Source organism: Sphingomonas liriopis (assembly GCF_024211255.1).
In the GTDB taxonomy this organism is placed as follows: Bacteria; Pseudomonadota; Alphaproteobacteria; order Sphingomonadales; family Sphingomonadaceae; genus Sphingomonas; species Sphingomonas liriopis.
In genome coordinates, this window is the sequence record NZ_JAMLDY010000004.1 from 203,998 (window position 1) to 228,258 (window position 24,261).

Genomic DNA, 24,261 nt, shown 5'->3' on the forward strand with positions numbered 1-24,261 from the left:
TCGAGGGGGGGGCATCCTCCACTTGCATGATGCCCCGGGGCTTCCGCCCAAAGCCCTTCGTCACCCCGGACGTGTTCCGGGGTCCACCGTTCGGCAAGCGTAAAGGCCAGAGCCTCTTGTCCTCCGCGTGCGGAGCAGTGGACCCCGGAACAAGTCCGGGGTGACGGGGGATATGGACGGGCCGACCGTCCTACCCCAGCAGCTCCGCATAGCCCGCCGGGCGATGCCGCCCGAACGCGGCGAAGGTCGTCGTGATGCTGCGCATCAGCGCCGGCACCGTCGTATCGCCCGGATGCACCGCGATCCGCACGTTGCGCGTCGGCTGCAAGACATGGCGCAGCGCCCCCGCCGCGGCGAGCGAGCTCAGCTGGCGCGGGCGGCTGCGGCTCGCCCAGGTGATGACCGGCCCGCGCGCGACTACCGCGCCGCCGGGGCGCCACACCCGCGCATGATCCTCCGCCAGCGCGAAGCCCGCATCCTGCAACGCGGCGCGCGCGCCCTCCGAATACAGCCATGCCGGCGCGATGAAGCCGGTCGCGGCGCGGCCGGTGATATCCTCGACCAGCGCCTTGCCGCGCCGCATCCGTTGCAGCGCCTCGGCATGGGACAGGCCCAGGAATTCGCCCTCGCCCGCGGTCATGTGGCGAGCCTTGAGCGCGGCGGCCTTGTCGACGTGCGGCGTATCGTCGCGATGCGTCCAGCCGTGGACGAACATTTCGATCCCCTCGTCCGCCCAGCCGCGCAGGCGGGTGGCGAAGGCGGGCGTGATCGGCGCGCTCGACCAGTGATCGGGCACCACCAGCATCGCGAGCCGCCGCCCGACATGGGGGGCGAGATGGTCGAGCAGGCGGTCGACCTGCCCCTCGAACCGGGGCGAGACGTCGTGGATCGAGGCGAACAGGCGTTTCATCGCGCCCGTTTATAGACGCTGATCGTCTCGTTGCCCATCGGCAGCGCCGCGGCGAGGCGATAGCCGGTGGCCATCGTCGCCATGGCGAGCGCGCGCGCCTGCGGCCGCTCGCCTCCGTAGGGCGGGCGCATCACCACCACCGCCGGTTGCCCTGCGAGGATGCGGCGGATCTCGCCATCCTGATCGACCCCGGTCGCCCCCGCCTCGCGCGTGCGGCCGAGGTGGCTAGGCACGATATAGCGCGACGACGTGCAGCGCCCGCTCGCGACATAGAGCATCGTGCTGCCCGAATAGACGTAGAGGCAGCCGGGACCACGCCCGACCGCCTGCGCCAGCGCGGCGAACTGGCGCGCGTCGCCACGCTCGCCGCGTAACGCGACAAGCACGATCTGCCCGGCGAGCGCGGCGGTCAGCAGCAGCGCCGGCGTGCGCCAGCGCTGCCAGTCGCCACGGCCGAGCATCCCCGCCGCGGCGGCGCAGGCGGGCAACAGCACCGGCAGGCTGTAATGATCGAACCACGGCCGGAACACGAGCACGCCGGCAATCGCGACGCCGAGCCAGAGCGCGAGGAAGCGGCGCTCGCGCGTCGCCTCTGCCCGATGCAGCGCGAGCACCGCCAGCGCGACCAGCGGCGAGATGACGAGCACGATCTGGCCGAGGTTGCCCGCCAGCTCGCCCAGCGGATCGGGGTTGCGATGGAAGATCGACAGGAAGTTGGCGTAGACGAACGCTTGCCCTTGGCCGATGGCGGCGTAGGCCGCGGCGGCGAGTGCGGTTGGCAGCAGCGCGACGACGATCAGCATTACGCCATAGGTCAGGACGGCGAGCGGCCGGCGGGTGCGCGGCCATGCGTCGGCGAGCAGCCACAGGCCGAAGAACACCCCTTCGAACACCACCGAATATTTGATCTGCAACGCGACGCCGACCAGCGCCATCGCGGCGATCCCGGCGGCGCGTCCGCCGCGCAGGACCAGCAGCGCCGCACCGATCGTCAGCAGATTGTAGAAGACCGGCGACTGCCCACCCTGTCCGCCCAGCAGCCCGAGCCAAAGGATGTAGCCGATGCCCGCCGCGGTCGCCCCCGCGGCGAAACCGGCGCGCGTGGCAAGACGCGCGACCAGCCACGCCGTTGCGACCGCACTCGCGAGTGCCAGCGCCTGATACGCCCAGATCCCCGCCGGAAAGCCGAGCCCCGCGGGCAAGGCGTAGAGCAGGAACAGCCCCACCGGCTTCCTGTCCCATACGTCGACGAACGGCAGCATCCCGCGCCACAGCGCCGATCCGGTGACGAAGTAGAACTCCTCGTCGACATGGACGACCGGATTGCCGAACGTCAGTGCCCGCGCCGCGATCGCGACGAGGATCAGCAGCGGGAGCCGCAGCCGCGAGTTGGTGAGGACGTGCATCGGCGTGGGCCTAGCGGGGGAGCGGGAGAGTGCCAATCGCCTAGCTCGTCATGGACTTTGGCGAGGTGAGACCTCACCGCACATCCTTCGTCACCCCGGACGTGTTCCGGGGTCCACCGTTCCGCGAGCGTTTCGCTCCAGCTTCATGCCGTGTGCCTCGCCGCGGAGTGGACCCCGGAACAAGTCCGGGGTGACGCGGGGATTCTGGGTGCCCCGCAGGGCTCAGAGCCGCTTCGCCGTCACGAAATAATCGAGGCTCGTCGAATCGCTCAACGTGAACCCCGTCGCCGGCGAGAAGCCCAGCCCCTGCACGTCGGTCACCGTCAGCCCGGCACGGGTGAGCAGGTCGGTCAGCTCGTCGGGGGTCAGGAACTTGTCCCAGTCGTGCGTGCCGCGCGGGATGCGCCCCGTCCCCTCCGCCAGCGTGATGAGCGCGAGCCGCGACAGCGGCGTGCGGTTGGGGGTGGACAGCACCAGCAACCCGCCATCGGCGAGCGCCTCCGCCAGCCCGCGGACGAAACCGGCGGGGTCGCAGACGTGCTCGATCACCTCGAGGCTGGTGACGAGGTCGAACCGCTCGCTCATCGCCTCGACGCCGACCGCGCGGTAAGCGATGCTGAGGCCGCTCTGCGCCGCATGCGCTTCAGCCACCGCGATATTCTCCGCCGCCGCGTCGATCCCCGTCACCGCAGCGCCCAGCCGCGCCAAGGGCTCGCACAACAGCCCGGCACCGCAACCGACGTCGAGCGCGGTCTTGCCTGCCAAGGGCGTGAAGCTCGTGTCGTCGCCGTCCCAATGCAGGTCGATCGCCGCGCGGATATAGCCCAGCCGCGCCGGATTGAGCTTGTGCAGCATCGCCGACGAGCCCTTGGGGTCCCACCAGTCCTTCGCCATCGCACCGAAATGCGCGGCTTCGCGGGCGTCGATCGTGCTGCTTGCGCTTCCCATGGCCGCTACCTATCAGGACGGCCCTTCTACCCCAAGGAGTTTGGCGAGCAGCATGGCGCGGATCGTGATGAAGTTCGGCGGCACGTCGATGGCCGGGATCGAGCGCATCAGGAGCGTCGCCGCGCGCGTCAAACGCGAGGTCGAGGCGGGCAACGAGGTCGCGGTCGTCGTCTCGGCGATGGCGGGCGAGACCGACCGGCTGGTCGGCTTCTGCCGCGAGGCGTCCTCGCTCTACGACCCGAAGGAATATGACGTCGTCGTCGCCGCGGGCGAACAGATCACCAGCGGGCTGCTGGCGATCGCGCTGCAGGCGGCCGGCGTGAAGGCGCGGTCGTGGCTCGGCTGGCAGCTGCCGATCCACAGCGACGATGCGCATGCCAAGGCGCGGATCGGCACGATCGAGACGGATGCCTTGCTCGCCAGCATGGCGGCGGGCGAGGTCGCGGTGATCCCCGGTTTCCAGGGCGTATCGGACGAGGGCCGGGTGACGACGCTCGGCCGCGGCGGGTCGGATACCTCGGCGGTCGCGGTGGCGGCGGCGATCAAGGCGGATCGCTGCGACATCTATACCGACGTCGACGGCGTCTACACCACCGATCCGCGCATCGTGCCGCGCGCGCGCAAGCTCGCCAAGGTGACGTACGAGGAGATGCTGGAACTCGCCAGCGTCGGCGCGAAGGTGTTGCAGACCCGCTCGGTCGGCCTCGCGATGAAGGAGAACGTCCGCGTCCAGGTGCTCTCGTCGTTCACCGGCGAGGACGCACCGATGGCGGACACATTGCCCGGCACGATGATCGTCGCCGAAGAGGAGATAGACGTGGAACGCCAGCTCATCACCGGCATCGCGCACGACAAGAACGAAGCGAAGATCACGCTGACATCCGTCCCCGACAAGCCGGGTGCGGTCGCCGCGATCTTCGAACCGCTTGCCGCCGCCAACATCAACGTCGACATGATTATCCAGAACATCGCGCACAACCACGGCTCGACCGACGTCACCTTCACGGTGCCCTCGGCGGATCTGGCGCGCTCGCTGGAAGCGCTCAACCAGGCGCGCGAGGCGATCGGCTTCGGCGAGCTGGTCCACGACACGCGCGTCGCCAAGATCTCGGTCGTCGGCGTCGGCATGCGCAGTCATGCGGGCGTCGCCAGCACGATGTTCACCACGCTGGGCGCGCGCGGCATCAACATCCAGGCGATCTCGACCAGCGAGATCAAGGTGTCGGTGCTGATCCACGAGGACGAGACCGAACTCGCCGTCCGCGTCCTCCACACCGCCTACGGCCTCGACGCCGAGGCGGCGTAATATTCCCCTCCCGCTTGCGGGAGGGGTTAGGGGAGGGCATGGCGACAATCATGACTCCTTCTCACGTCGAAGCGGGCGCGCAGGCCCTCCCCCAGCCCCTCCCGCAAGCGGGAGGGGAGCGATTGCAGCGCCGCATGGCACGCGGCGCGGCGTTCCTCGGCAGCGAAGTCGCGATCATGGCCGGCGCGATGTCGTGGGTCAGCGAGCGCAACCTCGTCTCCGCCATGTCGAACGCGGGCGGGTTCGGCGTGATCGCCTGCGGCGCGATGACCCCCGAACTGCTCGATGCCGAGATCGCCGCGACCAAGGCGCTCACGACCAAGCCGTTCGGCGTGAACCTCATCACCATGCATCCGGCGCTGTTCGACCTGATCGCGGTGTGTGCAAAGCATAAGGTCGGCCATGTCGTGCTCGCCGGCGGCCTGCCGCCCAAGGGGTCGCTCGAGGCGATCAAGGAGAGCGGCGCCAGGGTCATCTGCTTCGCGCCGACCCTCGCCTTGGCGAAGAAGCTGATCCGTTCGGGCGTCGATGCGCTGGTGATCGAGGGGATGGAGGCGGGCGGCCATATCGGCCCGGTCTCGACCAGCGTGCTGGCGCAGGAGATGCTGCCCGAGATCGCCGAACTGGTGCCGGTGTTCGTCGCCGGCGGCATCGGCCGCGGCGAGGCGATCGCGGGCTATCTCGACATGGGCGCGGCGGGCGTCCAGCTCGGCACGCGCTTCGTCTGCGCGACCGAATCGATCGCGCACGCCAATTTCAAACGCGCGTTCATCCGCGCGAGTGCCCGCGACGCGATCGCCAGCGTCCAGATCGACCCGCGCCTGCCGGTGATTCCGGTTCGCGCGCTCAAGAACGCGGCGGGCGAGCTGTTCGGCGCGAAGCAGCGCGAAGTGGCGCTGCTGCTAGACGGCGGCAAGGTCGAGATGCTCGAGGCGCAATTGCAGATCGAGCATTACTGGGCCGGCGCCCTCCGCCGCGCGGTGATCGACGGCGACGTCGAACATGGCAGCGTCATGGCCGGCCAGTCGGTCGGCATGGTGACGAAGGAAGAACCGATCGCCGAGATCATCGCCGCGCTGATCGCCGAGGCGGCGTCCGCGCTGGAGAAAAGGGCGGCCTGATCCTCCCCGGCACGGGGAGGGGGACCGTTCGGCGCAGCCGAATGGTGGAGGGGGTTCTCCACGCAGCGCACGGTGTGTGGAAGCCCCCCTCCGTCATCGCTTCGCGGCGCCATCTCCCCGTGCCGGGGAGGAATTGGTTCACCCTTACCCTCTGTTAACCATTGCCGTCGCACAGTCCGCATCTGCCGGGGGGCAGGGAAGGACGAGTCTCGCGATGCGCCGTTATGGAGTTCTCACCGGGATCGGTCTGGCGCTGCTCGCCGGCTGTGCGGTCAAGCCGAAGGTTGTCGCGGTCGCACCGCCGCCGCCTGCGCCGCCGGCCCCCGCACCGCTGGCGATGCCGAAGGGTGCCTATGTCGGCATGCAGATCCCGGCGCTGATGTCCGACGGCCGCTACGCGACGCCCAACCGCAACCTGTCCGCCGACGGCGCGGTCTGGCATCTGCGCGCAGCGTTGAACGTCGCCGCGCTCGCCTGCCGCGGCCCCGACGAAGCGGCGATCATCGCCGGCTACAACACATTGCTCGCGCAGCAGAAGGCGACGCTCGCCGGTGCGCAGACGCGCCTCACCGCCGAATACAAGACGCGCTACGGGGCGGGCGGCGGCGATTGGCAGGATCGCTACGACGACCAGATGACGCGGCTGTACAATTTCTTCTCGCAAAGCCAGGCGCGCGACGCCTTCTGCAACGCCGCCGCCGCGACGCTCGCCGACAGCGCGACGGTATCGACCGCCGACCTGCCCGCCTTCGCTGCCGGCCGGCTCGCGGTGCTGGAAAAGCCGTTCACCGATTTCTACGCCGCCTATGACGCGTGGCGTGCCGAACGCGCCGCCGCGACCCGCATGGCGATGGCCAACGTCGCGCCGATGACGCCGCGGTCGGCGGTGGTGCAGGATGTCCCCGCGCCCGTCCCGGCATCGCGCCCGCGCCTCGTCCTCGATCCCAGCGTCTTCGTCGACGCGAGCGCCAGCGTCACGCAGTAACGGGGTTTCCCCTGCGACCGGGTTCGGTTAACGCCCGGCGGGATGACCGACCAAGGCGTGGACCAGCCGCAGGCAGGACGCTTCGAGGGGCGCGAGCACCGCTATCCGGTGCGCGTGTACTTCGAGGACACCGATCTGTCGGGCGTCGTCTATCACGCCAACTACCTGCGCTTCATGGAGCGTGCGCGATCCGACATGCTGCGGCTCGCCGGGATCGACCAGCGCGCCGTCCATGAGGCGGGCGAGGGCGCCTATGCCGTCGCCGACCTGTCCATCCGCTACCGTGCGCCGGCCAGGCTCGACGATGCGCTGCTCGTCGTCAGCCGCGTGATGCAGGTGCGCGCCGCCAGCGTCGTCATTCATCAAACAGTCAGGCGCGGTTCGCTTGTTCTGACCGAGGCCACGGTCACGGCGGCGCTGGTCGCGCCATCGGGACGGCCTAAGCGTCAACCGGCCGCCTGGACGGACATTTACCAACGCCTGATCTGGCAGGGGACAGCTACATGAATCCGGTGTTCAACATGGATGCGGCGACGCTGTCGCCCGTCGCGCTCTTCCTCCAGGCGGATATCGTGGTGAAGATCGTGATGGGCGGTCTGCTGATCGCCAGCATCTGGACCTGGGCGCTCATCATCGCCTTCTGGCGACGGCTGGGGCGCATCCGCAAGGGGATGACCGGGTTCGAACGCGACTTCTGGAAGGCGGAGGATATCGACGCCTTCTACAAGGCGGAGGCCGACAGGGACCTGCCCTCGGCGCGCGTCTTCGCCGCCGGGGTGAAGGAATGGCGCCGCTCCACCGCGGGCGGATCGATCGACAAGAGCGGCACGCGCGAACGGCTGGCGACCGCGATGGGCGCGGCGGCGGCGCTGGAGATCGACCGGATCTCCGACCGGCTCAACATCCTCGCGACGATCGGTTCGGTCGCGCCGTTCGTCGGACTGTTCGGCACGGTGTGGGGGATCATGCGCAGCTTCACGGGAATCGCGCAGGCGCAGAATTCGTCGCTGGCGGTGGTCGCGCCGGGGATCGCCGAGGCCTTGTTCGCCACCGCGATCGGGCTGTTCGCGGCGATCCCCGCGGTGATCGCCTACAACCGCTTCAGCCATGGCGTGAACCGGATCGAGGCGGCGCTGGGGCGCTTCGCGGACGGCTTCCACACGACGCTGTCGCGCCAGCTGGACGGTTCGCGGTGAGCGCTCTTCTTCAATCCTCCCCGGCACGGGGAGGGGGACCAGCCGCAGGCTGGTGGAGGGGGCTCTCCACGCAGCGCACCGCTTGGGGAAGCCCCCCTCCGTCAGCCTGCGGCTGCCACCTCCCCGTGCCGGGGAGGATCTAGGATGGCGATGAATCTCCCCTCCAACCGCTCGCGCGGCCGCCGTGCGCCGGTGGCGGACATCAACGTCACGCCGCTGGTCGACGTGATGCTGGTGCTGCTCATCATCTTCATGGTCACCGCGCCGCTGCTCACCGCGGGCGTGCCGGTCAACCTGCCCGACAGTCGCGCGAAGGCGCTCGACCAGGAGCAGAAGCCCGTCCAGCTGTCGCTCGACGCCGCGGGCAAGCTCTACATCGACGACGAGGAGGTCGCCGAGGCGAATTTGCCGCAGCGGCTCGAACAGATCGCCACGGTGCAGGCGGGCGGCGAGCCGCCGCAGGTGTTCCTGCGCGCCGACCGTGCGCTCGACTATGGCCGGGTGATGCGGGTGATGGGCGAGCTCAACCGCGCCGGGCTCAACCGCGTGTCGCTGCTCACCGTGGAAGGCTCCGGCTCGGGCGGATCGGCGGCCAAGTGATGGATCGGGCGGAGAAGGTCGGACTGGGCGTCGCGGTCGTCGGGCACCTCGTGCTCTTCGGCCTGCTGTCGGTCGGCTTCCTCGCCACGCCCAACCCGCAGAAGCTGCAGCAGACCCCGATGGAGGTCAGCCTGGTCAAGGATGTCGGGCTGGAGGCGACCGCGCCGCAGGCAGTGACCCCGCCCGCGCAGTCGATCGCCCCCGATCAGGGCGAGCCCGAGGACGCTGCCCCGCCGGCCGAAAGCGTCGCCGCGCCGGAGCCCGAACCCGCGCCGCCCGCACCGGCGCCGAAGCCCGCGCCTCAGCCGCAACCGAAGCCCCAGCCGCAGCCCAAGCCCGCGCCGCCGAAGCCGGCGCCGCCGAAACCCGCCCCCGCGCCGGCGCCCAAGCCCGCCGCCGCGAAGCCGCAGCCCAAGCCGCGTCCTGCCGAGGCGCCCGCCAAGCCCGCGGCGAAACCTGCACCGGCGGCACAGACCGCCAAGGCCGCCCCCGCGGCGCCGGCGAAATCGGCCTCGTCGTCGGGCAAGCCCGCCGCCGGCAAACCCGCCGCGGCGAAGGGCAGCGGCAGCAGCGAGACCGCCAAGGCCGCGCGCCCGCGCGGATCGCGGCTCGGCAGCAATTTCCTCGAAGGGCTGACCAGCGATCCCTCGACCAGCACCTCGACCGCGCCGCGCGCCGCCAAGATCGATGCGCGCGCGATGGCGGGGATCGTCCAGGCGATCGCGCGCCAGATCCAGCCCTGCGCCGACCGGCAGGTCAATCCGGGGCCGGGCGCGAACGAGATCGTCACGACGCTCAACCTGCGCCTCAACGAGGACGGCACGCTGGCGGCGACCCCGCGCATGGTGCGGCAGGCGGGGGTCAGCGACGAGAACGAGCGCTACAGGCAGCGCGTCGTCGATCTCGGCGTCGCGGCGTTCAAGGGCTGTTCGCCGCTGAAACTGCCGGCCGAATATTATGCGACGCCGTCGGGCGGGTGGAACAACATCAACTTCCAGTGGAAGCTGCAGTGATGGGGTTTTCCTCCGCTGTTCGTGGTGAGGCGGTCGAAGCGCGGGGGCTCGATCGTGACGGTTCGCCCGCGGCGCCGGCCCTTCGACAGGCTCAGGGCGAATGGGGGTTTAGGTTGAACCGCTGCCTTCGCTCCCCCGTCACCCCGGACTTGTTCCGGGGTCTACCGGGCCGCGAGCGTGGCCTTGAGCCTCTTGCCGATACGCCAGCCGAAGAGTGGACCCCGGAACAAGTCCGGGGTGACGGTAAGTTTGTGGTACGTGTGCGGAAGAGGTTCAAAAGGATGGTCATGATCCGGTCGTTGCTAGTCGCGCTCAGCGTCACCGTCGCTGTTCCCGCCATCGCGCAGGACGCGCCCGCACCCGCGCCGCAACAGGCGACCCCCGCCGGACAGGAGGCCGCGCCGCTCGAGGTGTCCGTCACCGGTGGCGTGTCGGCACCGCTGCCGATCGCGATCCCGGCGATGCCGACCGCGCAGGTGGTTGACACCCCCGCCGGATCGACCGATGCGCTCGGCCGGCAGATGGCGGACATCATCGCCAACGACCTGCGCAACTCGGGCCTGTTCACCCCGCTGGGGTCGAACCAGCTGCGCCCCGTCGGCTTTCAGGAGGTCAACGCCCCCGCCTTCGACTATTGGCGCGGCACCGGTGCGCAGGCGCTCGTGCAGGGGTTCGTGCGCGCCAACGGCGACGGCAATCTGACGATCGGCTGCTACCTCTACGACACCTTCTCCAGCGTCGAGCTGACCCGTGCGGGCTTCGTCGTGTCGCCGTCCGATTGGCGGCGGGCCGGGCATAAATGCGCCGACATGGTCTATGCCAAGCTGACCGGCGAAGGTCCCTATTTCGACAGCCGCGTCGTCTACGTTTCGGAGACGGGGCCGAAGGGCAAGCGCATCAAGCGGCTCGCGATCATGGATCAGGACGGCGCCAACCACCGTTTCCTGACCAATGGCCAGTCGATCGTGCTGACGCCGCGCTTCGCACCAAACCAGCAGTCGATCGTCTACATGAGCTACGAGAACGACAAGCCGTCGATCTACGTCTACGATCTCGGCTCGGGCCGGCCGCGGCGCGTGGTGCAGAATGCATCGCTGACCTTCGCGCCGCGCTTCTCGCCCGATGGCCGCTGGATCCTGTTCTCGATGGCGCAGGGTGGCAACACCGACATCTACCGCGTCTCGAGCGGTGGCGGCACGCCGCAGCGGCTGACCACCTCGCCGGGAATCGACACCGGCGGCAGCTATTCGCCCGACGGATCGCGCATCGTGTTCGAGAGCGACCGGTCGGGCGGCCAGCAGGTTTACGTCATGAACGCCGACGGATCGGGGCAGCAGCGGATCAGCTTCGGCGGCGGGCGTTATGCGACGCCGGTGTGGAGCCCGCGCGGCGACCTGATCGCCTTCACCAAGCTTGGCGGCAGCTTCCGCATCGGCACGATGTCGCCGTCGGGCGGGGGTGAGAAGATCCTGACCGGCGGTCAGGACGAGGGGCCGAGCTGGTCGCCCAACGGCCGCGTCATCACCTTCTACCGCGCCAGCCCGGGCAGCTCGGGCAAGGCCGACCTGTGGATGGTCGACCTCACCGGACAGGTCGAGCGGCGGATTCCGACGCCGCTCGACGGCTCCGATCCCGCCTGGGGACCCTTGCGGCCGTAACGCGTTATACGGGGGAGTTTCGGGGGCGAAACGACACTCACTGGGAGATACGATATGGCCAAGCTCACCTCCACGCTGCTGACCGCGGTCGCGCTCGCCAGCCTCGCGGCGTGCGCCAGCAAGCCCAAGCAGCTGCCGCCGCCCCCGGTCGACAATACCGCCGGCCTCAACACACCGCCTCCCGCCGATACCGGCCCGGTCGATGGCGCGGTGGTGCCCGGATCGGACGCCGATTTCCGCCGCTCGGTGACGTCGAACACGATCCTGTTCGGGCTCGACATGAGCGATATCGATTCGCAGGCGCGCGGCATCCTCGACAGCCAGGCGACGTGGCTGCAGCGCTTCCCGCAGGTACGCGCGACGATCGAGGGCCATGCCGACGAACGCGGCACGCGTGAATACAATCTCGCGCTCGGCGATCGCCGGGCGAATGCGGCGAAGAACTATCTGGTCGCCAAGGGTATCGATCCGTCGCGGCTGACGACGATCAGCTACGGCAAGGAACGCCCCGTCGCGCTGGGGTCGGACGAGGCGAGCTGGGCGCAGAACCGCCGTTCGGTGACGGTGGTGCTGAACTGAGCTGAGCTGACCCAACCCAACCCATCCTCGTCATCCCCGCGAAGGCGGGGATCCATAATCACGACGGGCTGCGATTGAGCCGCGCAGTCAGCCAGTATGGATTCCCGCCTGCGCGGGAATGACGGAGGAAGGGTTGGCGATTCCCCTTGCATCGCCCGAAATCCGATATAAATGTGATATCACATTAAACGGAGGACAGGGTGGTGGAACAGGGGAGTCTCACACGGTCGCAGGAACGGCGGGCCGGTACGACGAGCGGCTATCCGATGCTGGGGATCGCGGCGGTGCTGGTGGCGGTCGGCGTCGCTACGATCTGGCGGCTGGCGAACGATCTCGCCCCGCCGATCATGGCGCTGGTGCCGCTCGCCTGCGCGCTCGGCACCGTGTTCATCGCCGCGGGCTTCTACATGCTGCAGCCCAATCAGGCGGCGGCGGTGACGCTGTTCGGCAGCTATGCCGGCACCGATCGCGTCGCGGGGCTGCGCTGGGTGCTGCCGTGGCTGATGCGGCGCAAGATCTCGGTGCGCGCCAACAACGTCATCTCCGACCGGATCAAGGTCAACGACCTGCGCGGCAACCCGATCGAGATGGCGGCGCAGGTCGTCTGGCGCGTCACCGACACCGCGCAGGCTTTGTTCGACGTCGACGATTACAAGGCGTTCGTGATGGTGCAGGTCGAGGCGGCGGTGCGGACGATCGGCTCGCGCTACCCGTACGACGATTACGAGCACCAGGAGGTGACGCTGCGCGGCAATCACGATCAGGTGGGAGCCGAGCTGCGTACCGAGCTGATCGCCCGGTTGCTGGTCGCGGGCATCACCGTCGACGAATGCGGCTTCACGCATCTCGCCTATGCGCAGGAGATCGCGGGCGCGATGCTCCGCCGGCAGCAGGCGCAGGCGGTGGTCGCGGCGCGCACGACGCTGGTCGAGGGCGCGGTGGGGATGGTCGAGCTGGCGCTCGCGCAACTGTCGGCGAAGAACGTCGTCGAACTCGACGACGAGCGGCGCGCGGCGATGGTATCGAATCTGATGGTGGTGTTGTGCGGCGAGCGCGACACGCAGCCCGTGGTCAACGCCGGCTCGCTGTACCAGTAAGCGGGTGGCGGCTTCCCCGAAGAAGGCGTTTGCGCTGCGTCTCGATCCCGCGCTCTACGCGGCGATCGAGCGGGCGGCGGCGGGCGACCTGCGCAGCGTCAATGCCGAGGTTGAATGCCTGCTGCGCGAGGCGCTGGCGCGGCGGGGGGTGAAGCTGGACGCGCCCGAACCGGCGCGGCGCGGGCGGCCGCCGAAGGAGGGGTGAGGGGGCGCATTGCCACAAGCCACTCGTCACCCCGGACTTAGTCCGGGGTCCACCGGGCCGCAGGCGTAGGACTCAAGAATCGCGCCATTCGCCTCGCCGCGGAGTGGACCCCGGAGCCAGTCCGGGGTGACGGTGGAGGCTTGGAGGCGGTTGGCCTCAGATCAAATCAGCCCAGCGCGGCATCGAGCAGCTTCGCCAGCCGCAGGCCGCCGCGCTTCACCTCCAGCCGGGCGACCGGAACGATGCGCTCGATCGTCGCCTCGTCCAGCGTCACCTTCGCCGGCGACGGCGCACACGGATCGCCGCCCAGCGCACTCGCATAGACGATGTCGTGCGCGACCTTGTACGATTCGCGGCTCCAGTCGGTGACCGTCCCCGCCGCGATCCGCCGCTTCTCCGCCGCCGGATAGCGCCGCACCAGCGATGGCCCGGTCGTGATCGCGCGTTCGGCGAGCGTGCCGTCCCAGATCGAATGGAGGTTGAACCGCTTCGGGCTGTAGCTGCCATAGGCCGCGGCGACGTCGTTGCCGCCCTTGTCGTTCTTCTCGCCGGCATGGAGCGGCTGGTGCAGGTCGCCGACGAAGTGGATCAGGAACACCAGCGCCTGCGCGCGGTCCTTTTTCGAGGCGCGCTTGTCCTTGAGGATCGCGACGTCGCGGGTGATCTGCGCCGAGACGCAATTGCCGTCCTTGCACGCCTCCGCCAGCGTGAACGGCTGGCAGATGTTCACGTCCTGGAAGTGCCAATTGTAGGCATAGCCGAAGCGCGACTTGCCGTCGGGGCCTTTCAGCGGCTTGACGCAATCGGCCCAGATGCTGGCGCCCTCGATCGTCGTCGCGGGGCATTCGGGGGTGTCGAGCCGCGGCGTCTCGGCGAGCAAGCGCCGGATCGCCGCCTGCGTGCCGGGACGCACATTGGCATAGGCGATCTGCGCGACCGTCTGATGCCCGAATTCCCAATAGGCGCTCGCGGGTGAGGCGAGGACGAGCGCCGGCACGGCGGCGGCAAGCAAGCGGAGGATGGTCATGGGCATGGCTTTAGCCGCGGATGATGACGGCTAGAAGCGCTTTCCGGTCAATGCGATGCGGGCGGGCAGGGACCGTATTCCTTTGCGATCCGCGCGCGAGGACCGGCGGTGGTGCGGCCTCCGCAGTCGCGAGAAAGACGGCGGCGAGAAGCGCGAGGCGGCGGATCATCTTGTCAGGCTGGCCACCGATCGTGGCGGGATCGTGACGCCTATTCGTCGCCGTAGATCGCGACCTCGCGCAACCCGCCGGCGGTGGCGCGGGCGCGGTACATGCCCGGCGTGGTGAAGCTCCAGATCGCCTCGGCACCGGGCGTGGCGACGATGACGCCGCCGGTGCCGCCGAGGGCGCGGACCTCCGCCATCACCGCATCCGCCGCCTCCTGCGGGCTTTCGCCGGTCAGGCGGATGCGCGCGGCGATCTCATGGCCCACGCCGACGCGGATGAAATATTCGCCCGATCCGGTGCACGACACCGCGCAGGCGCGATCGTCGGCGAAGGTGCCCGCCCCGATCAGCGGCGAATCGCCGATCCGGCCCCAGCGCTTGCCGGTGACGCCGCCGGTCGAGGTCGCGGCGGCAACATGGCCCCGCGTGTCGCGCGCGACCGCACCGACGGTGCCGTATTTCATGTCGACGTCGAACGCATCCGCGTTGCGCGCGAGCAGCTCGTCGAGCTGGCGGCGGCGCTCCGCCGTGGCGAACCAGGCGGGATCGACCGCTGCGATCCCCTGGCTACGCGCGAAAACTTCGGCGCCGGTGCCGCTCAGCAGGACGTGCGGGCTGTCGGTCATCACCCGCCGCGCCAGCCCGACGGGCGAACGCGTCGTGGTGAGGCCCGCGACGGCGCCGGCGGCGCGGGTGCGGCCGTCCATGATCGCCGCGTCGAGCTCGATGCCGCCGTCGCGGGTGAAGGCGGCGCCGCGGCCGGCATTGAAATGCGGATCCTCCTCGAGCACCCGCACCGCCGCCTCGACTGCATCGAGCGCGCCGCCGCCGTCCGTCAGGATCGCCGCGCCGGTGTCGCGCGCCAGCGTCAGCGCGGCGCGTGCGCCTGCGTCCTGTTCGGGGGTCAGGCGGTGGCGCTCGATCGATCCGGCGCCGCCGTGGATCACCAGCGACCAGTCGGCGGGTTCGGTCATGGCATGGCCCTGTGTACGGGATGGGGAAGCGGACGCAGGCCGATCAGCGGGCGGACCGGCCTGATCCGCCGCCCGGCGATATAGAAGAGCAGGCACCCCGCGACGGTCGCGGCGACCAGCAGCGCGAACTCGACCCCGCCGGAGAGGCCCGCGGGGATCAGCCAGTAGGCGACGAGCACGATGATCGTCTGGTGGACGAGATAGAAGGGAAACACCGCCTCGGTCAGCATCTGGCGCACGCGCGCATCGCGGTTCCAGTGGCGCTCGGCGAAGCCGATCAACGCGACGATCGTCGTCCATTGCTGCACCGCATGCGCCGCGCCGTACGCGGGATAGAGCCAGCGCGGCGCTTCGCCGTCAGGGGCCAGTTCCACGGCCAGGATGAAACCGTAACCGGCGATCCCCAGCAGCGCCGCGGGCCAGCGCCAGCGCACGCACGCCGCCAGCACCGGCGCCGACCCCGCCAGCGCGAACCCGAACAGGAAGGCGGGCAGATAGGACAGATGCGCCATCACGTCGTGCAACGGATCGTGCGTCTCGTATCCCATCGGGAACCACCAGGCATGGATGCACACCAGCCATGCGAGCGGCACGACGAGCAGCGCCGGCCCGGCGAACAGGCGGTCGAACGCGGCTTGCGCACCACGCCAGCGCACCGCCATCACCGCGACCGCCAGCACCAGCGTGTACAGCCATAGGTAGGCGACGAACCATAGATGGTTGAGCGCGGGCAGCACGATCCCGCCCAGCCGCCCGAAGCGGAAATAGTCGTGCACCCAGAACGAGGGAAAACCGCCGCGATAGCCGTGCTGCGTCACCAGCTCGACCCAGCTCTGCGGCGGCACCACCACCGCGACACCGAAGGCGAGCGGCACGAGCAGCCGCGCCGTCCGTTGCCACAGGAAGCCTCCCACTCCCGGCGCACGCGTCAGCAGCGCGCGGCTGGCATAGCCCGACACGACGAACAGCAGGCTGAGTCGCCAGGCGTTGACTGCGAGCATCGGCAGGATCGCCCAGTCGGCGCCATGCGCGCTCTTGGCGTGGAAGCCCCAGGGCACGAACACCATGCCGACGTGATAGACGATCAGGATCGCGAAGGCGGCGACGCGCAGCCAGTCGAGGCCGTAATGGCGGGGGATCGGGACGCGCGACATGGAACCGGTGCTGCCCTACACCAGTGCCTTTGAACCGCAACCCGGCTGCTGTATATGGGGCCCATGTCCTTACGTCCGTGGCGCGACATCGTCCGCCGTCCGAGCCGCCAGATCATGGTCGGCACTGTTCCCGTGGGTGGCGACGCCCCGGTCACCGTCCAGACGATGACCAACACGCCGACGCCCGATATCCGCGCGACGCTCGACCAGATCTGCCGCTGCGAGGAGGCGGGGGTCGACATCATCCGCGTCTCCTGCCCCGATGTCGAATCGACCGCGGCGCTGAAGCAGATCGTGCGCGGATCGAACGTGCCGATCGTCGCCGACATCCATTTCCACTACAAGCGCGCGCTGGAAGCGGCGGATGCGGGCGCCGCCTGCCTGCGCATCAATCCGGGCAACATCGGCTCGTCCGAGCGCGTCGCCGAGGTGGTGCGCGCCGCCAAGGCCAACGGCTGTGCGATCCGCATCGGCGTCAACGGCGGCTCGCTGGAGCGGCATCTGCTCGAGAAGTATGGCGAACCCTGCCCCGATGCTTTGGTCGAATCGGCGCTCGACCATATCAAGCTGCTGCAGGACCACGATTTCCACGAATATAAGGTGGCGGTGAAGGCGTCCGACCTGTTCCTCGCGGTGGCGGCCTATCAGCAGCTCGCCGAGGCGGTCGACTGTCCGCTGCACCTGGGCATCACCGAGGCGGGCGGCTTCGTCGGCGGCACGGTCAAGTCGGCGATCGGTATCGGCAGCCTGCTCTGGTACGGCATCGGCGACACCATCCGCGTCTCACTCTCCGCCGAGCCCGAGGATGAGGTGCGCGTCGGCTTCGAGATTCTCAAGGCCTTGGGCATCCGCAACCGCGGTGTCCGCGTCGTGTCGTGCCCGAGCTGTTCGCGCCAGGGCTTCGACGTGATCCGCACCGTGCAGGCGTTGGAGGAACGGCTCCAGCATATCCGCACGCCGATGAGCCTGTCGGTGCTCGGCTGCGTCGTCAACGGCCCCGGCGAAGCGCGCGAGACCGACATCGGCATCACCGGCGGCGGCAACGGCAAGCACATGGTCTATCTCTCGGGCGTCACCGACCATCACGTTCAGGATGAGGGGATGATCGACCACATCGTCCGGCTGGTCGAGGCCAAGGCCGTGGAGATCGAAGCGGCGGACGCGTCTGCACAGCAGGCCGTAGCGGCAGAATAGGTCCTATGGTACATGTCAGGACCTGGAGGCTCTGACATGACCTATCACGCGAAGGTGATCGCGGGCGGCAAGGTGGTGATCCCTGCCGACATCCGCCGCGAACTGGGTATCAAGGATGGCGATTCGCTCGTCATCGACCGAACGGAAGACGGCGGCGTCCGGCTGATGACGTTCGACCAGACGATTCGTCAGGCGCAGACCAAGGCACGCGCCATCTTCGGCGCGGACTATACGGTGGACACGTTTCTGAAAGAGCGTCGGGCCGACTGGGGCGAGGAATGAGCGCCGTCGTCGATGCATCGGCGACCATGGCGATCATGCTCGGCGAGACGGGCGCGGAGATGGTGCGCGATGTCATTCGTGGCAGCCTGATGTCGGCGGTGAACGTGTCTGAATGTTGTGCCCGCGGCGTCGAGCGGGGGGCGAGCGCGGATATGGTGCTGTCCATCCTTGCGATGTACGAAATCGCCGTCGTACCGTTCGATCTCCCGCTGGCCTTGGAGGCGGCGCGGCTGCGCGAACCGACGCGGGCACAAGGCGCATCGCTTAGCGACCGTGCCTGCCTGGCGCTCGGCTGGACTCGCAGCCTTCCCATTTACACGGCCGATCGTCGGCTCGCCGAGGTGGATCCCGCGCTCGGCATCGACATCCGCCTGATCCGATGACGCGGAGCGTATCGCCGCTTGTCGCCTTCGCCGTCGCGGCGATGGGGATCGCCGTCTATTCGGTGATGGATGCGATCATGAAGGGGCTGTCGATCGCGAGCGGCGCCTATGCCGCGGTGCTGTGGCGGTCGCTCGCCGGGGTCGTGCTGCTGGCGCCGGTGTTCGTGCTGCGCGGCGGGCGCTGGCCGGCGTGGGTCGCGCTGCGGCTCCACGTCGCGCGCGGAGCGACCGGGGGCGCGTCGGTGCTGCTGTTCTTCTGGGGCCTCGTCCGCGTGCCGATGGCGCAGGGGGTAGCGCTGACTTTCCTCGCGCCGCTGATCGCCTTGTTCCTTGCCGCACTGACCTTGGGCGAGCGTATCCGACGCGGCGCGGTCCTCGGGTCGCTGGTCGCCAGCCTCGGCGTGCTGGCGATCGCCGCCGGACAGGTACAGGCGCGCGCGTCCGAACAGATGGTGCTTGGCAGCATCGCGATCCTGATCGCGTCGGTGCTCTACGCCGGCAGCCTGATCCTGCTGCGCCGGCAGGCGCAGGCCGCCGATCCGCTCGAGGTCGCGCTGTTCACCAGCATCGTGCTGGGCGGGCTGCTGCTGGTCGGGGCGCCGTGGTTCGGTGCCATGCCGACGACCGTGCAGCTGCCGGCGATCGTCGCGGCGGCGGCGCTGGGATCGGTGTCGGCGGTGGCGCTCGCCTGGGCCTATGCCCGCGCCGAGGCGCAGGTGCTGGCGCCGGTCGAATATACCGCCTTCGTCTGGTCGGCGCTGCTCGGCTGGCTGGTCTTCGCCGAGCGCGTGTCGGCGTGGACGGTGGCGGGGGCGGGGCTCATCATCGCCGGCTGCCTCGTCGCGGTGCGCCGCCCGACGCCGGCACCGCAAACGGAAGCCTCCTTATGATCCGCCCCGCCATCCCCGCCGACGTGCCGGTGATCCTGCGCTTCGTGCGCGATCTCGCCGCGTTCGAGCGCGAACCCGATGCGGTCGAGGCGACCGAGGCGATGCTCACCGACGCGCTGTTCGGCGCGACGCCGGCGGCGGAGGCGGTGATCGCCGAAGGCGATGGCAAACCGCTCGGCTTCGCGCTGTTCTTCCACAATTTCTCGACGTGGAAGGGGCGGCGCGGGCTGTATCTCGAGGATCTGTACGTCACGCCGGCTGCACGTGGGCGGGGGGTCGGCGGCGCGCTGCTCCGCCATCTCGCCGCACTGGCGATTGCGCGAGGTTGCGCACGGTTCGAATGGTCAGTGCTCGACTGGAACGCCGATGCGATCGCCTTTTATCGGCAGATGGGTGCGGTCGGGCTGGAGGACTGGACGGTGCAGCGGGTCGATGGCGAGGCGCTGGTACGGCTGGCTACCTCGATCGCGTAAGACACTATCCAACCGTTCGTGCTGAGGGCGAACGACGGTGGGTTCTTCGCTGATGAACGATGGGGCGCAGCACCGCTGCGCCCCATCCGACGGTCAGCCCTCGCGGCCGGGCACGTCGTATTCGTGCGGCTCTTCGCCCTTGGCCTTGGCGGCTTCGTAGCGGTCGATCGCCTCGCGGGTGATGCGGCGCGCCTCGTCGCGGTCGCCCCAGACGCCGACGCGGACCCACTTCTTCTTTTCCAAGTCCTTGTAGTGGGTGAAAAAGTGCTCGATCTGTTCGAACACGATCTCCGGCACGTCGGCGCGGCCGTCGACGTTGGAATAATAGGGGAAGACCGCGTCGACGGGGACGCAGACGAGCTTTTCGTCGCCGCCGGCCTCGTCCTCGAGGTTGAGCACCGCGATCGGACGCGCGCGCACGACGCAGCCCGGGATGAACGGCGAGCGCGCGATGACCAGCGCGTCGAGCGGATCGCCGTCCGGCGACAGCGTGTGCGGCACGAAACCGTAGTTCGCCGGATAGCGCATCGGCGTGTGCAGGATGCGATCGACGAACAAGGCACCGCTCGCCTTGTCGAACTCGTACTTAACGGGCTCGCCGCCGGTCGGCACCTCGATGATGACGTTGAGGTCGTCGGGCGGATTCTTGCCGACCGGAATCAGATCGATACGCATGGAAGTCCCTTGTTAGTCCTGGCCGGCTGCCCCTCAGCGCGGCGCGAGAAGCCTGTCGAGTCCGGTCTCGCCGGTGCCAGTCTTCTGCAGGCGCGGATAGCGGGGGCCGCCGTGATAGTCGATGGCGACTTCGCGGAAGCGTGGCCCGTTCTTGACCAGCAGGCGAATGGGCTCCTTCGACGACTGTGCAGCAACGATCGCTGCCTTCATCACGTCGCCGCTATAGGCGACGCCGTTGACCGCCTGGATCACCGTGCCGACGTCCATCCCCGCCTTGAACGCCGGGCTGTCCCAGATCACCGCGGTCGCCTCGCCGTCCTTGGCGATCGACAGGCCGACCGAATAGGTGACGTTGATCGTGCCGCTCTTTTCGGCGCTGGAAAAATATTTTGTGATCTCAGGCGTGTAGACCAGCTTATAGCCGTTCATCGCGAAGCCGTTGACCGGTGCCGGCTGCCCCGTCTCCGTGGTGCGCTTCTTCAGGAAACCAGCCCAGTCGTAGGGCTGGATCGCGTTGAGCGTCGCGGCGACGTCGTCGAACGTATAGGTCAGCTCGCCCCAGTCGCCGTCGCGCACGCCGAAGAAGGCCTTCGCGAAATCGTCGATCGACCTGGTGCCGCCCGACTGCTGGCGGAGCATCGCGTCGACTTCCATCCAGACCATCAGCCCTTCGTTGTAATAATCCTCCGACCGCTGCCAGCTGGTCCAGCCCTTGGGCCGGCGCGACGAGATCACCGGATCGTTGGTCGTGTCGACCAGGCTGCGCCACTGACGCGCGGGCGCGAGGTCGTAGCTGCCGGCGATCCCCGCATAGGCGTCGAGCGTGTCCTGTTTGCTGACGAGGCCCGATCGCGCCTGCAGCACATAGCCCCAGAATTGCGTCTGCCCCTCGTACACCCACAGCAGCGAGCCGCGCATCGGCGTGCGGTAATCGGGCGTCCACAGGTCGGCGCCGCGGCGGAACTTGCCGTCCCAGCTGTGCGTGAACTCGTGCGGCAGCAGGTTGCGCGCGGCGACGTTCGCATCCCATTCGGTAAAATAGGTCGGGCGCGAGCCGTTCTCCGAAGAGCGGTGATGCTCCAGCCCGATGCCGCCCAATTGATCGGTCAGCGACAGCAGGAACTCGTAACGGTCGTAATGCTGCGCGCCGAAGGTCTTTACCGCCTGTTCGACCAGCCGCTTGTGCGCGTCGATCTGTTCGGGCTTGGCGGCGAGCAATTCGGGTGAATCGGCGAAGACGTTGAGGTTGACGCGTGGGCTGAGCGCCCAGACCTTGCCGTAGCGGCCGGCGAGCATCGGCGAATCGACGAGGATCTCGTAATTCGTCTTGTCGTAGGTGTAGGTCGAGCCCACGGCTTTCGCCGGCAGCGCGCTCGCCGCGGTCCAGCCCGCGGGGAATTTGGCGGTCATCTGGATCGGGATCTGGCGGGTGAAATAGCCCGCCGGATACAGGCTGACCGAATTGGGCTGCAGGCTGATGAGATTGGGCGTCGCGACGATGCGGCCCTGGTCGGTCTTGGTCGCCGAGATGAACTGGAAGTCCGCGTCCAGCGTCTTCACGCCGGCGGGCACGTCGATGTGGAAGGCGAAGACGTCGACCGGATCGCGCGTCCAGGGGATGATGCGTCCGTTGCCGCGGATGACGAGGCCGGCGAGCTTCTCGATCTCGCCGCGCGGGGAGTGCGCGCCGGGCAGCCATTTGGGGAACAGCAGCGCCATCGGACCCGATTTCGCGACCGGAATGCTCTCCTTGACCCGGAAGATACCGCGCTCGGTATCGGTCGCATCGACGTCCAGCTTGATCGTGCCCGGGTAGGGAACGTCCTGCGCCACGGGGATCGTATCGACGAAGGGCACCGGCTGCGGCGCGCTGTTGCCGGCGGGGACCTGCGCCCACGCAGGGATGGCGGCGGACAGGAGGAGGGCGGCGACGGCGGCGCTACGGATCATGATGGACCTTCGGCAATAAACGATCGCGTGGGTGTAAGCTTCGAAAAGGCCGGCCGTCCAGCCCCTTAGCCGCCACCCAGCACGTTGATCGTGAATGCCAGCACGCCGAGGTTGAAGACGAAGGCGGCGAGGCAATGGCCCAGCACCACCCGGCGGATACTTCGCGCGGTGATCGACACGTCCGAGGTCTGGAACGTCATCCCCAGCGTCGCGCTGAAATACAGGAAGTCCCAGTAATCGGGCTGGTCGCACTCCGGGAACTCGAGCCCGCCCGCGTCGCCGCCGTCGGTATCGGCACTGTAGAACAGATGCGCGTAATGCAGCGCATAGACCATGTTGGTGAACAGCCAGGCCAGCACCAAAGTCGCGATCACCAGCGCGATCGCTAGCGTATCGTTCTTGCCCTTCAGCTCCCCCGCCACCGCGACGAGGATGACGATCATCGTCGCCGCGGTCAGGCCGAGCAGCAGCGCGCGATTGGCGTCGTTGTCGCGCGCCGCCTGTCGCATCCGCGTTGCCTCGCCATGGCGGAACAGCGGCGCGACGACGGCGAGGAACACCGCCGCGGCGAGGTCGAACGCCGCCATGATCCCGCGCCCCTTGCCGATCATCGGGATCAGCACCGCCAGCCCGACGACGAACAGCAGCACGAACAGCGCGAAGCGCGGCGGTGCGATGCGGCTGCCGATGCCCCAATAACGTTGCGAACCGCCCATCCGCGAGGTGCTAGCGCTTGGCGCGCGCCTCGCCTAGATAGCGCAGCCTTATGGCCCGTATCGAAACGCCGCGCCGGGTGCGCGGAACCCAGGACATCTTCGGCGAGGAACAGCGCCGGTTCGCCCACGTCCTCGCGACGTTCGAGCGCGTGCGCCGGCTGTATTGCTTCGGCCGCGTCGACTTGCCGGTGTTCGAGGCGACCGAGGTCTTCGCGCGCTCGATCGGCGAGACCACCGACGTCGTGTCGAAGGAGATGTACACCTTCCCCGACCGCGGCGGCGATTCGCTCACCCTGCGGCCTGAGTTCACCGCGGGGATCGCGCGCGCCTTCCTGACCGAAGGCTGGCAGCAATATGCACCGCTCAAGGTTACGACCAGCGGCGCGGTGTTCCGCTACGAACGGCCGCAGAAGGGGCGCTACCGGCAGTTCCACCAGATCGACGCGGAAATCCTTGGCGCGCCGGAGCCGGCGGCGGACGTCGAGCTGCTGGTGATGGCCGACCAGCTGCTGCGCGAGCTTGGCATTGCGGATGGCGTGACGTTGCAGCTCAACACGCTGGGCGACGCCGAGACGCGCGAGGCGTGGCGTGCCGGGCTGGTCGCGCATTTCGAGGCGCATCGCGGGGAATTGTCCGAGGACAGCCTGACCCGGCTCGACAAGAACCCGATGCGCATCCTCGATTCGAAGGACCCGCGCGACCGGCCGATCGCCGATGCCGCGCCGGATATCGACGCGTATCTGACGGATGAGGCACGGGCGTTCTTCGACGCGGTGACCGCCGGGCTGGACGCGGCGGGCGTGGCGTGGACGCGCAACGCACGGCTGGTGCGTGGGTTGGACTACTACCGCCACACCGCGTTCGAATTCGTGACGGATCGGCTGGGGGCGCAGGGCACGGTACTGGCGGGTGGTCGCTACGATGGCTTGGTCGAGAGCCTCGGCGGTGCGCCGACCGCCGGTGTGGGTTGGGCGGCGGGTGTCGAGCGGCTGGCGATGCTGCTGGAGGAACCGGCGGCTTCCACGATCGATGCGGTCGTCGTGCCGATGGGTGCGGCGGCCGAGGCGCGCGCGCTGGGCCTCGTCGCCGCGCTGCGCCGCGCCGGCTTCGCGATCGACATGGCGTACAAGGGCAAGATGAAGCAGCGGCTTGCCAAGGCGGATGCGCTGGGCGCGCGCTATGCGCTGATCCTCGGCGACGACGAGCTGGCGTCCGATCAAATCCAGGTCAAGCGTCTGGCGGACGGCGTGCAGCAGGTCCACCCGCTCGATGCCGTCGCGGAGGCACTGGTTTGAACGCCGCCTCCCTCCGTCACCCCAGCGCAGGCTGGGGTCTCCCCGTTGGCGCGCGAGAC

The 24,261-nt window shown here is 68.9% G+C and carries 26 protein-coding genes; 17 read left to right on the forward strand and 9 right to left on the reverse strand.

The window, feature by feature from the left end:
- Positions 1 to 190: 190 nt before the first annotated feature.
- The 3 genes from M9979_RS04685 to ubiG all read right to left on the reverse strand — a co-directional run bounded on the left by M9979_RS04685 (position 191) and on the right by ubiG (position 3,264).
- The gene (locus M9979_RS04685; RefSeq protein WP_254288171.1) at positions 191 to 910 is read right to left on the reverse strand and encodes a polysaccharide deacetylase family protein; all 720 of its coding nucleotides are present in this window, start codon (positions 908 to 910) and stop codon (positions 191 to 193) included.
- Positions 907 to 2,316: a hypothetical protein gene (locus tag M9979_RS04690; protein ID WP_254288172.1), complete on the reverse strand. Its 1,410-nt coding sequence runs from the start codon at positions 2,314 to 2,316 to the stop codon at positions 907 to 909. Before M9979_RS04690 ends, M9979_RS04685 begins: the two co-directional genes overlap by 4 nt.
- Before the next feature lie 222 nt (positions 2,317 to 2,538).
- Positions 2,539 to 3,264 carry a bifunctional 2-polyprenyl-6-hydroxyphenol methylase/3-demethylubiquinol 3-O-methyltransferase UbiG gene (gene ubiG / locus M9979_RS04695; RefSeq protein WP_254288173.1) on the reverse strand — a complete coding sequence of 242 codons (726 nt, stop codon included), beginning with the start codon at positions 3,262 to 3,264 and terminating at the stop codon, positions 2,539 to 2,541.
- Positions 3,265 to 3,316: 52 nt separating this feature from the next.
- Between ubiG and M9979_RS04700 the strand changes: the two genes are divergently transcribed.
- From M9979_RS04700 to M9979_RS04750, 11 genes are all read left to right on the forward strand, one after another.
- Positions 3,317 to 4,570 (forward strand): aspartate kinase, encoded by a 1,254-nt coding sequence (locus tag M9979_RS04700; RefSeq protein WP_254288174.1) that lies wholly within the window; start codon positions 3,317 to 3,319, stop codon positions 4,568 to 4,570.
- A gap of 134 nt (positions 4,571 to 4,704) precedes the next feature.
- A complete protein-coding gene (locus M9979_RS04705) occupies positions 4,705 to 5,691 on the forward strand; it encodes an NAD(P)H-dependent flavin oxidoreductase (RefSeq protein ID WP_254288210.1) in 987 nt (328 codons plus the stop codon).
- Positions 5,692 to 5,905: 214 nt separating this feature from the next.
- A complete protein-coding gene (locus M9979_RS04710) occupies positions 5,906 to 6,676 on the forward strand; it encodes a hypothetical protein (protein ID WP_254288175.1) in 771 nt (256 codons plus the stop codon).
- Positions 6,677 to 6,718: 42 nt separating this feature from the next.
- Entirely contained in the window at positions 6,719 to 7,183 is a 465-nt protein-coding gene (gene ybgC, locus M9979_RS04715; protein ID WP_254288176.1) for a tol-pal system-associated acyl-CoA thioesterase, read from the forward strand.
- Positions 7,180 to 7,872 (forward strand): protein TolQ, encoded by a 693-nt coding sequence (gene tolQ, locus M9979_RS04720; RefSeq protein WP_254288177.1) that lies wholly within the window; start codon positions 7,180 to 7,182, stop codon positions 7,870 to 7,872. Before ybgC ends, tolQ begins: the two co-directional genes overlap by 4 nt.
- Positions 7,873 to 8,016: 144 nt before the next feature.
- Positions 8,017 to 8,472: a protein TolR gene (tolR, locus tag M9979_RS04725; RefSeq protein WP_254288178.1), complete on the forward strand. Its 456-nt coding sequence runs from the start codon at positions 8,017 to 8,019 to the stop codon at positions 8,470 to 8,472.
- Positions 8,472 to 9,485: a cell envelope biogenesis protein TolA gene (locus M9979_RS04730; protein WP_254288211.1), complete on the forward strand. Its 1,014-nt coding sequence runs from the start codon at positions 8,472 to 8,474 to the stop codon at positions 9,483 to 9,485. Before tolR ends, M9979_RS04730 begins: the two co-directional genes overlap by 1 nt.
- A gap of 281 nt (positions 9,486 to 9,766) precedes the next feature.
- Positions 9,767 to 11,143, forward strand: coding sequence for a Tol-Pal system beta propeller repeat protein TolB (gene tolB / locus M9979_RS04735; protein ID WP_254288179.1), 1,377 nt, complete (start codon positions 9,767 to 9,769; stop codon positions 11,141 to 11,143).
- A gap of 54 nt (positions 11,144 to 11,197) precedes the next feature.
- A complete protein-coding gene (pal, locus tag M9979_RS04740) occupies positions 11,198 to 11,722 on the forward strand; it encodes a peptidoglycan-associated lipoprotein Pal (protein WP_254288180.1) in 525 nt (174 codons plus the stop codon).
- Positions 11,723 to 11,922: 200 nt separating this feature from the next.
- Positions 11,923 to 12,819, forward strand: a complete 897-nt coding sequence (locus tag M9979_RS04745; protein WP_422921547.1) for an SPFH domain-containing protein — start codon at positions 11,923 to 11,925, stop codon at positions 12,817 to 12,819.
- Between the two features lie 4 nt (positions 12,820 to 12,823).
- The gene (locus M9979_RS04750; RefSeq protein ID WP_254288181.1) at positions 12,824 to 13,024 is read left to right on the forward strand and encodes a type II toxin-antitoxin system antitoxin; all 201 of its coding nucleotides are present in this window, start codon (positions 12,824 to 12,826) and stop codon (positions 13,022 to 13,024) included.
- A gap of 166 nt (positions 13,025 to 13,190) precedes the next feature.
- Here the strand turns inward: M9979_RS04750 and M9979_RS04755 are convergent, their stop codons facing one another.
- From M9979_RS04755 to M9979_RS04765, 3 genes are all read right to left on the reverse strand, one after another.
- Positions 13,191 to 14,051 (reverse strand): S1/P1 nuclease, encoded by an 861-nt coding sequence (locus tag M9979_RS04755; RefSeq protein ID WP_254288182.1) that lies wholly within the window; start codon positions 14,049 to 14,051, stop codon positions 13,191 to 13,193.
- A 209-nt stretch (positions 14,052 to 14,260) separates the two neighbouring features.
- On the reverse strand, positions 14,261 to 15,190 hold the full coding sequence (locus tag M9979_RS04760) for an isoaspartyl peptidase/L-asparaginase family protein (protein WP_254288183.1): 930 nt from the start codon (positions 15,188 to 15,190) through the stop codon (positions 14,261 to 14,263).
- The gene (locus M9979_RS04765; RefSeq protein ID WP_254288184.1) at positions 15,187 to 16,344 is read right to left on the reverse strand and encodes an acyltransferase family protein; all 1,158 of its coding nucleotides are present in this window, start codon (positions 16,342 to 16,344) and stop codon (positions 15,187 to 15,189) included. The genes M9979_RS04760 and M9979_RS04765 overlap by 4 nt, the downstream gene beginning before the upstream one ends.
- Positions 16,345 to 16,407: 63 nt before the next feature.
- Between M9979_RS04765 and ispG the strand changes: the two genes are divergently transcribed.
- Genes ispG through M9979_RS04790 form a run of 5 tightly spaced genes read left to right on the forward strand, consistent with a single transcriptional unit; the run spans position 16,408 to position 19,566 of the window.
- On the forward strand, positions 16,408 to 17,538 hold the full coding sequence (ispG, locus tag M9979_RS04770; RefSeq protein ID WP_254288185.1) for a flavodoxin-dependent (E)-4-hydroxy-3-methylbut-2-enyl-diphosphate synthase: 1,131 nt from the start codon (positions 16,408 to 16,410) through the stop codon (positions 17,536 to 17,538).
- Between the two features lie 36 nt (positions 17,539 to 17,574).
- Positions 17,575 to 17,820, forward strand: coding sequence for an AbrB/MazE/SpoVT family DNA-binding domain-containing protein (locus tag M9979_RS04775; RefSeq protein WP_254288186.1), 246 nt, complete (start codon positions 17,575 to 17,577; stop codon positions 17,818 to 17,820).
- On the forward strand, positions 17,817 to 18,203 hold the full coding sequence (locus tag M9979_RS04780; protein WP_254288187.1) for a type II toxin-antitoxin system VapC family toxin: 387 nt from the start codon (positions 17,817 to 17,819) through the stop codon (positions 18,201 to 18,203). The genes M9979_RS04775 and M9979_RS04780 overlap by 4 nt, the downstream gene beginning before the upstream one ends.
- The gene (locus M9979_RS04785) at positions 18,200 to 19,093 is read left to right on the forward strand and encodes a DMT family transporter (RefSeq protein ID WP_254288188.1); all 894 of its coding nucleotides are present in this window, start codon (positions 18,200 to 18,202) and stop codon (positions 19,091 to 19,093) included. Before M9979_RS04780 ends, M9979_RS04785 begins: the two co-directional genes overlap by 4 nt.
- Positions 19,090 to 19,566, forward strand: a complete 477-nt coding sequence (locus tag M9979_RS04790) for a GNAT family N-acetyltransferase (RefSeq protein ID WP_254288189.1) — start codon at positions 19,090 to 19,092, stop codon at positions 19,564 to 19,566. The genes M9979_RS04785 and M9979_RS04790 overlap by 4 nt, the downstream gene beginning before the upstream one ends.
- Before the next feature lie 93 nt (positions 19,567 to 19,659).
- Here M9979_RS04790 and ppa read toward each other — a convergent pair whose 3' ends face one another.
- The 3 genes from ppa to M9979_RS04805 form a co-directional block, all read right to left on the reverse strand.
- Entirely contained in the window at positions 19,660 to 20,241 is a 582-nt protein-coding gene (gene ppa / locus M9979_RS04795) for an inorganic diphosphatase (RefSeq protein ID WP_254288190.1), read from the reverse strand.
- Between the two features lie 33 nt (positions 20,242 to 20,274).
- A complete protein-coding gene (locus M9979_RS04800; RefSeq protein ID WP_254288191.1) occupies positions 20,275 to 22,191 on the reverse strand; it encodes a M61 family metallopeptidase in 1,917 nt (638 codons plus the stop codon).
- 65 nt (positions 22,192 to 22,256) lie between these two features.
- Positions 22,257 to 22,907 carry a DUF1345 domain-containing protein gene (locus M9979_RS04805; protein WP_254288192.1) on the reverse strand — a complete coding sequence of 217 codons (651 nt, stop codon included), beginning with the start codon at positions 22,905 to 22,907 and terminating at the stop codon, positions 22,257 to 22,259.
- Positions 22,908 to 22,957: 50 nt separating this feature from the next.
- Between M9979_RS04805 and hisS the strand changes: the two genes are divergently transcribed.
- The gene (gene hisS, locus M9979_RS04810) at positions 22,958 to 24,202 is read left to right on the forward strand and encodes a histidine--tRNA ligase (protein ID WP_254288193.1); all 1,245 of its coding nucleotides are present in this window, start codon (positions 22,958 to 22,960) and stop codon (positions 24,200 to 24,202) included.
- Positions 24,203 to 24,261: the final 59 nt, after the last annotated feature.

What these genes read in the sequence shown, in the direction of transcription:
- M9979_RS04790 (WP_254288189.1), top strand. Translation starts at nt 19,090, where the DNA reads ATGATCCGCCCCGCCATCCCCGCCGACGTGCCGGTGATCCTGCGCTTC.
- M9979_RS04755 (WP_254288182.1), bottom strand. Translation starts at nt 14,051, where the DNA reads ATGACCATCCTCCGCTTGCTTGCCGCCGCCGTGCCGGCGCTCGTCCTC.
- pal (WP_254288180.1), top strand. Translation starts at nt 11,198, where the DNA reads ATGGCCAAGCTCACCTCCACGCTGCTGACCGCGGTCGCGCTCGCCAGC.
- M9979_RS04765 (WP_254288184.1), bottom strand. Translation starts at nt 16,344, where the DNA reads ATGTCGCGCGTCCCGATCCCCCGCCATTACGGCCTCGACTGGCTGCGC.
- M9979_RS04785 (WP_254288188.1), top strand. Translation starts at nt 18,200, where the DNA reads ATGACGCGGAGCGTATCGCCGCTTGTCGCCTTCGCCGTCGCGGCGATG.
- ppa (WP_254288190.1), bottom strand. Translation starts at nt 20,241, where the DNA reads ATGCGTATCGATCTGATTCCGGTCGGCAAGAATCCGCCCGACGACCTC.
- ybgC (WP_254288176.1), top strand. Translation starts at nt 6,719, where the DNA reads ATGACCGACCAAGGCGTGGACCAGCCGCAGGCAGGACGCTTCGAGGGG.
- tolR (WP_254288178.1), top strand. Translation starts at nt 8,017, where the DNA reads ATGGCGATGAATCTCCCCTCCAACCGCTCGCGCGGCCGCCGTGCGCCG.
- M9979_RS04730 (WP_254288211.1), top strand. Translation starts at nt 8,472, where the DNA reads ATGGATCGGGCGGAGAAGGTCGGACTGGGCGTCGCGGTCGTCGGGCAC.
- hisS (WP_254288193.1), top strand. Translation starts at nt 22,958, where the DNA reads ATGGCCCGTATCGAAACGCCGCGCCGGGTGCGCGGAACCCAGGACATC.
- M9979_RS04775 (WP_254288186.1), top strand. Translation starts at nt 17,575, where the DNA reads ATGACCTATCACGCGAAGGTGATCGCGGGCGGCAAGGTGGTGATCCCT.
- ispG (WP_254288185.1), top strand. Translation starts at nt 16,408, where the DNA reads ATGTCCTTACGTCCGTGGCGCGACATCGTCCGCCGTCCGAGCCGCCAG.
- M9979_RS04805 (WP_254288192.1), bottom strand. Translation starts at nt 22,907, where the DNA reads ATGGGCGGTTCGCAACGTTATTGGGGCATCGGCAGCCGCATCGCACCG.
- M9979_RS04780 (WP_254288187.1), top strand. Translation starts at nt 17,817, where the DNA reads ATGAGCGCCGTCGTCGATGCATCGGCGACCATGGCGATCATGCTCGGC.
- M9979_RS04710 (WP_254288175.1), top strand. Translation starts at nt 5,906, where the DNA reads ATGCGCCGTTATGGAGTTCTCACCGGGATCGGTCTGGCGCTGCTCGCC.
- M9979_RS04700 (WP_254288174.1), top strand. Translation starts at nt 3,317, where the DNA reads ATGGCGCGGATCGTGATGAAGTTCGGCGGCACGTCGATGGCCGGGATC.
- tolQ (WP_254288177.1), top strand. Translation starts at nt 7,180, where the DNA reads ATGAATCCGGTGTTCAACATGGATGCGGCGACGCTGTCGCCCGTCGCG.
- M9979_RS04800 (WP_254288191.1), bottom strand. Translation starts at nt 22,191, where the DNA reads ATGATCCGTAGCGCCGCCGTCGCCGCCCTCCTCCTGTCCGCCGCCATC.
- M9979_RS04690 (WP_254288172.1), bottom strand. Translation starts at nt 2,316, where the DNA reads ATGCACGTCCTCACCAACTCGCGGCTGCGGCTCCCGCTGCTGATCCTC.
- M9979_RS04760 (WP_254288183.1), bottom strand. Translation starts at nt 15,190, where the DNA reads ATGACCGAACCCGCCGACTGGTCGCTGGTGATCCACGGCGGCGCCGGA.
- M9979_RS04685 (WP_254288171.1), bottom strand. Translation starts at nt 910, where the DNA reads ATGAAACGCCTGTTCGCCTCGATCCACGACGTCTCGCCCCGGTTCGAG.
- ubiG (WP_254288173.1), bottom strand. Translation starts at nt 3,264, where the DNA reads ATGGGAAGCGCAAGCAGCACGATCGACGCCCGCGAAGCCGCGCATTTC.
- tolB (WP_254288179.1), top strand. Translation starts at nt 9,767, where the DNA reads ATGGTCATGATCCGGTCGTTGCTAGTCGCGCTCAGCGTCACCGTCGCT.
- M9979_RS04705 (WP_254288210.1), top strand. Translation starts at nt 4,705, where the DNA reads ATGGCACGCGGCGCGGCGTTCCTCGGCAGCGAAGTCGCGATCATGGCC.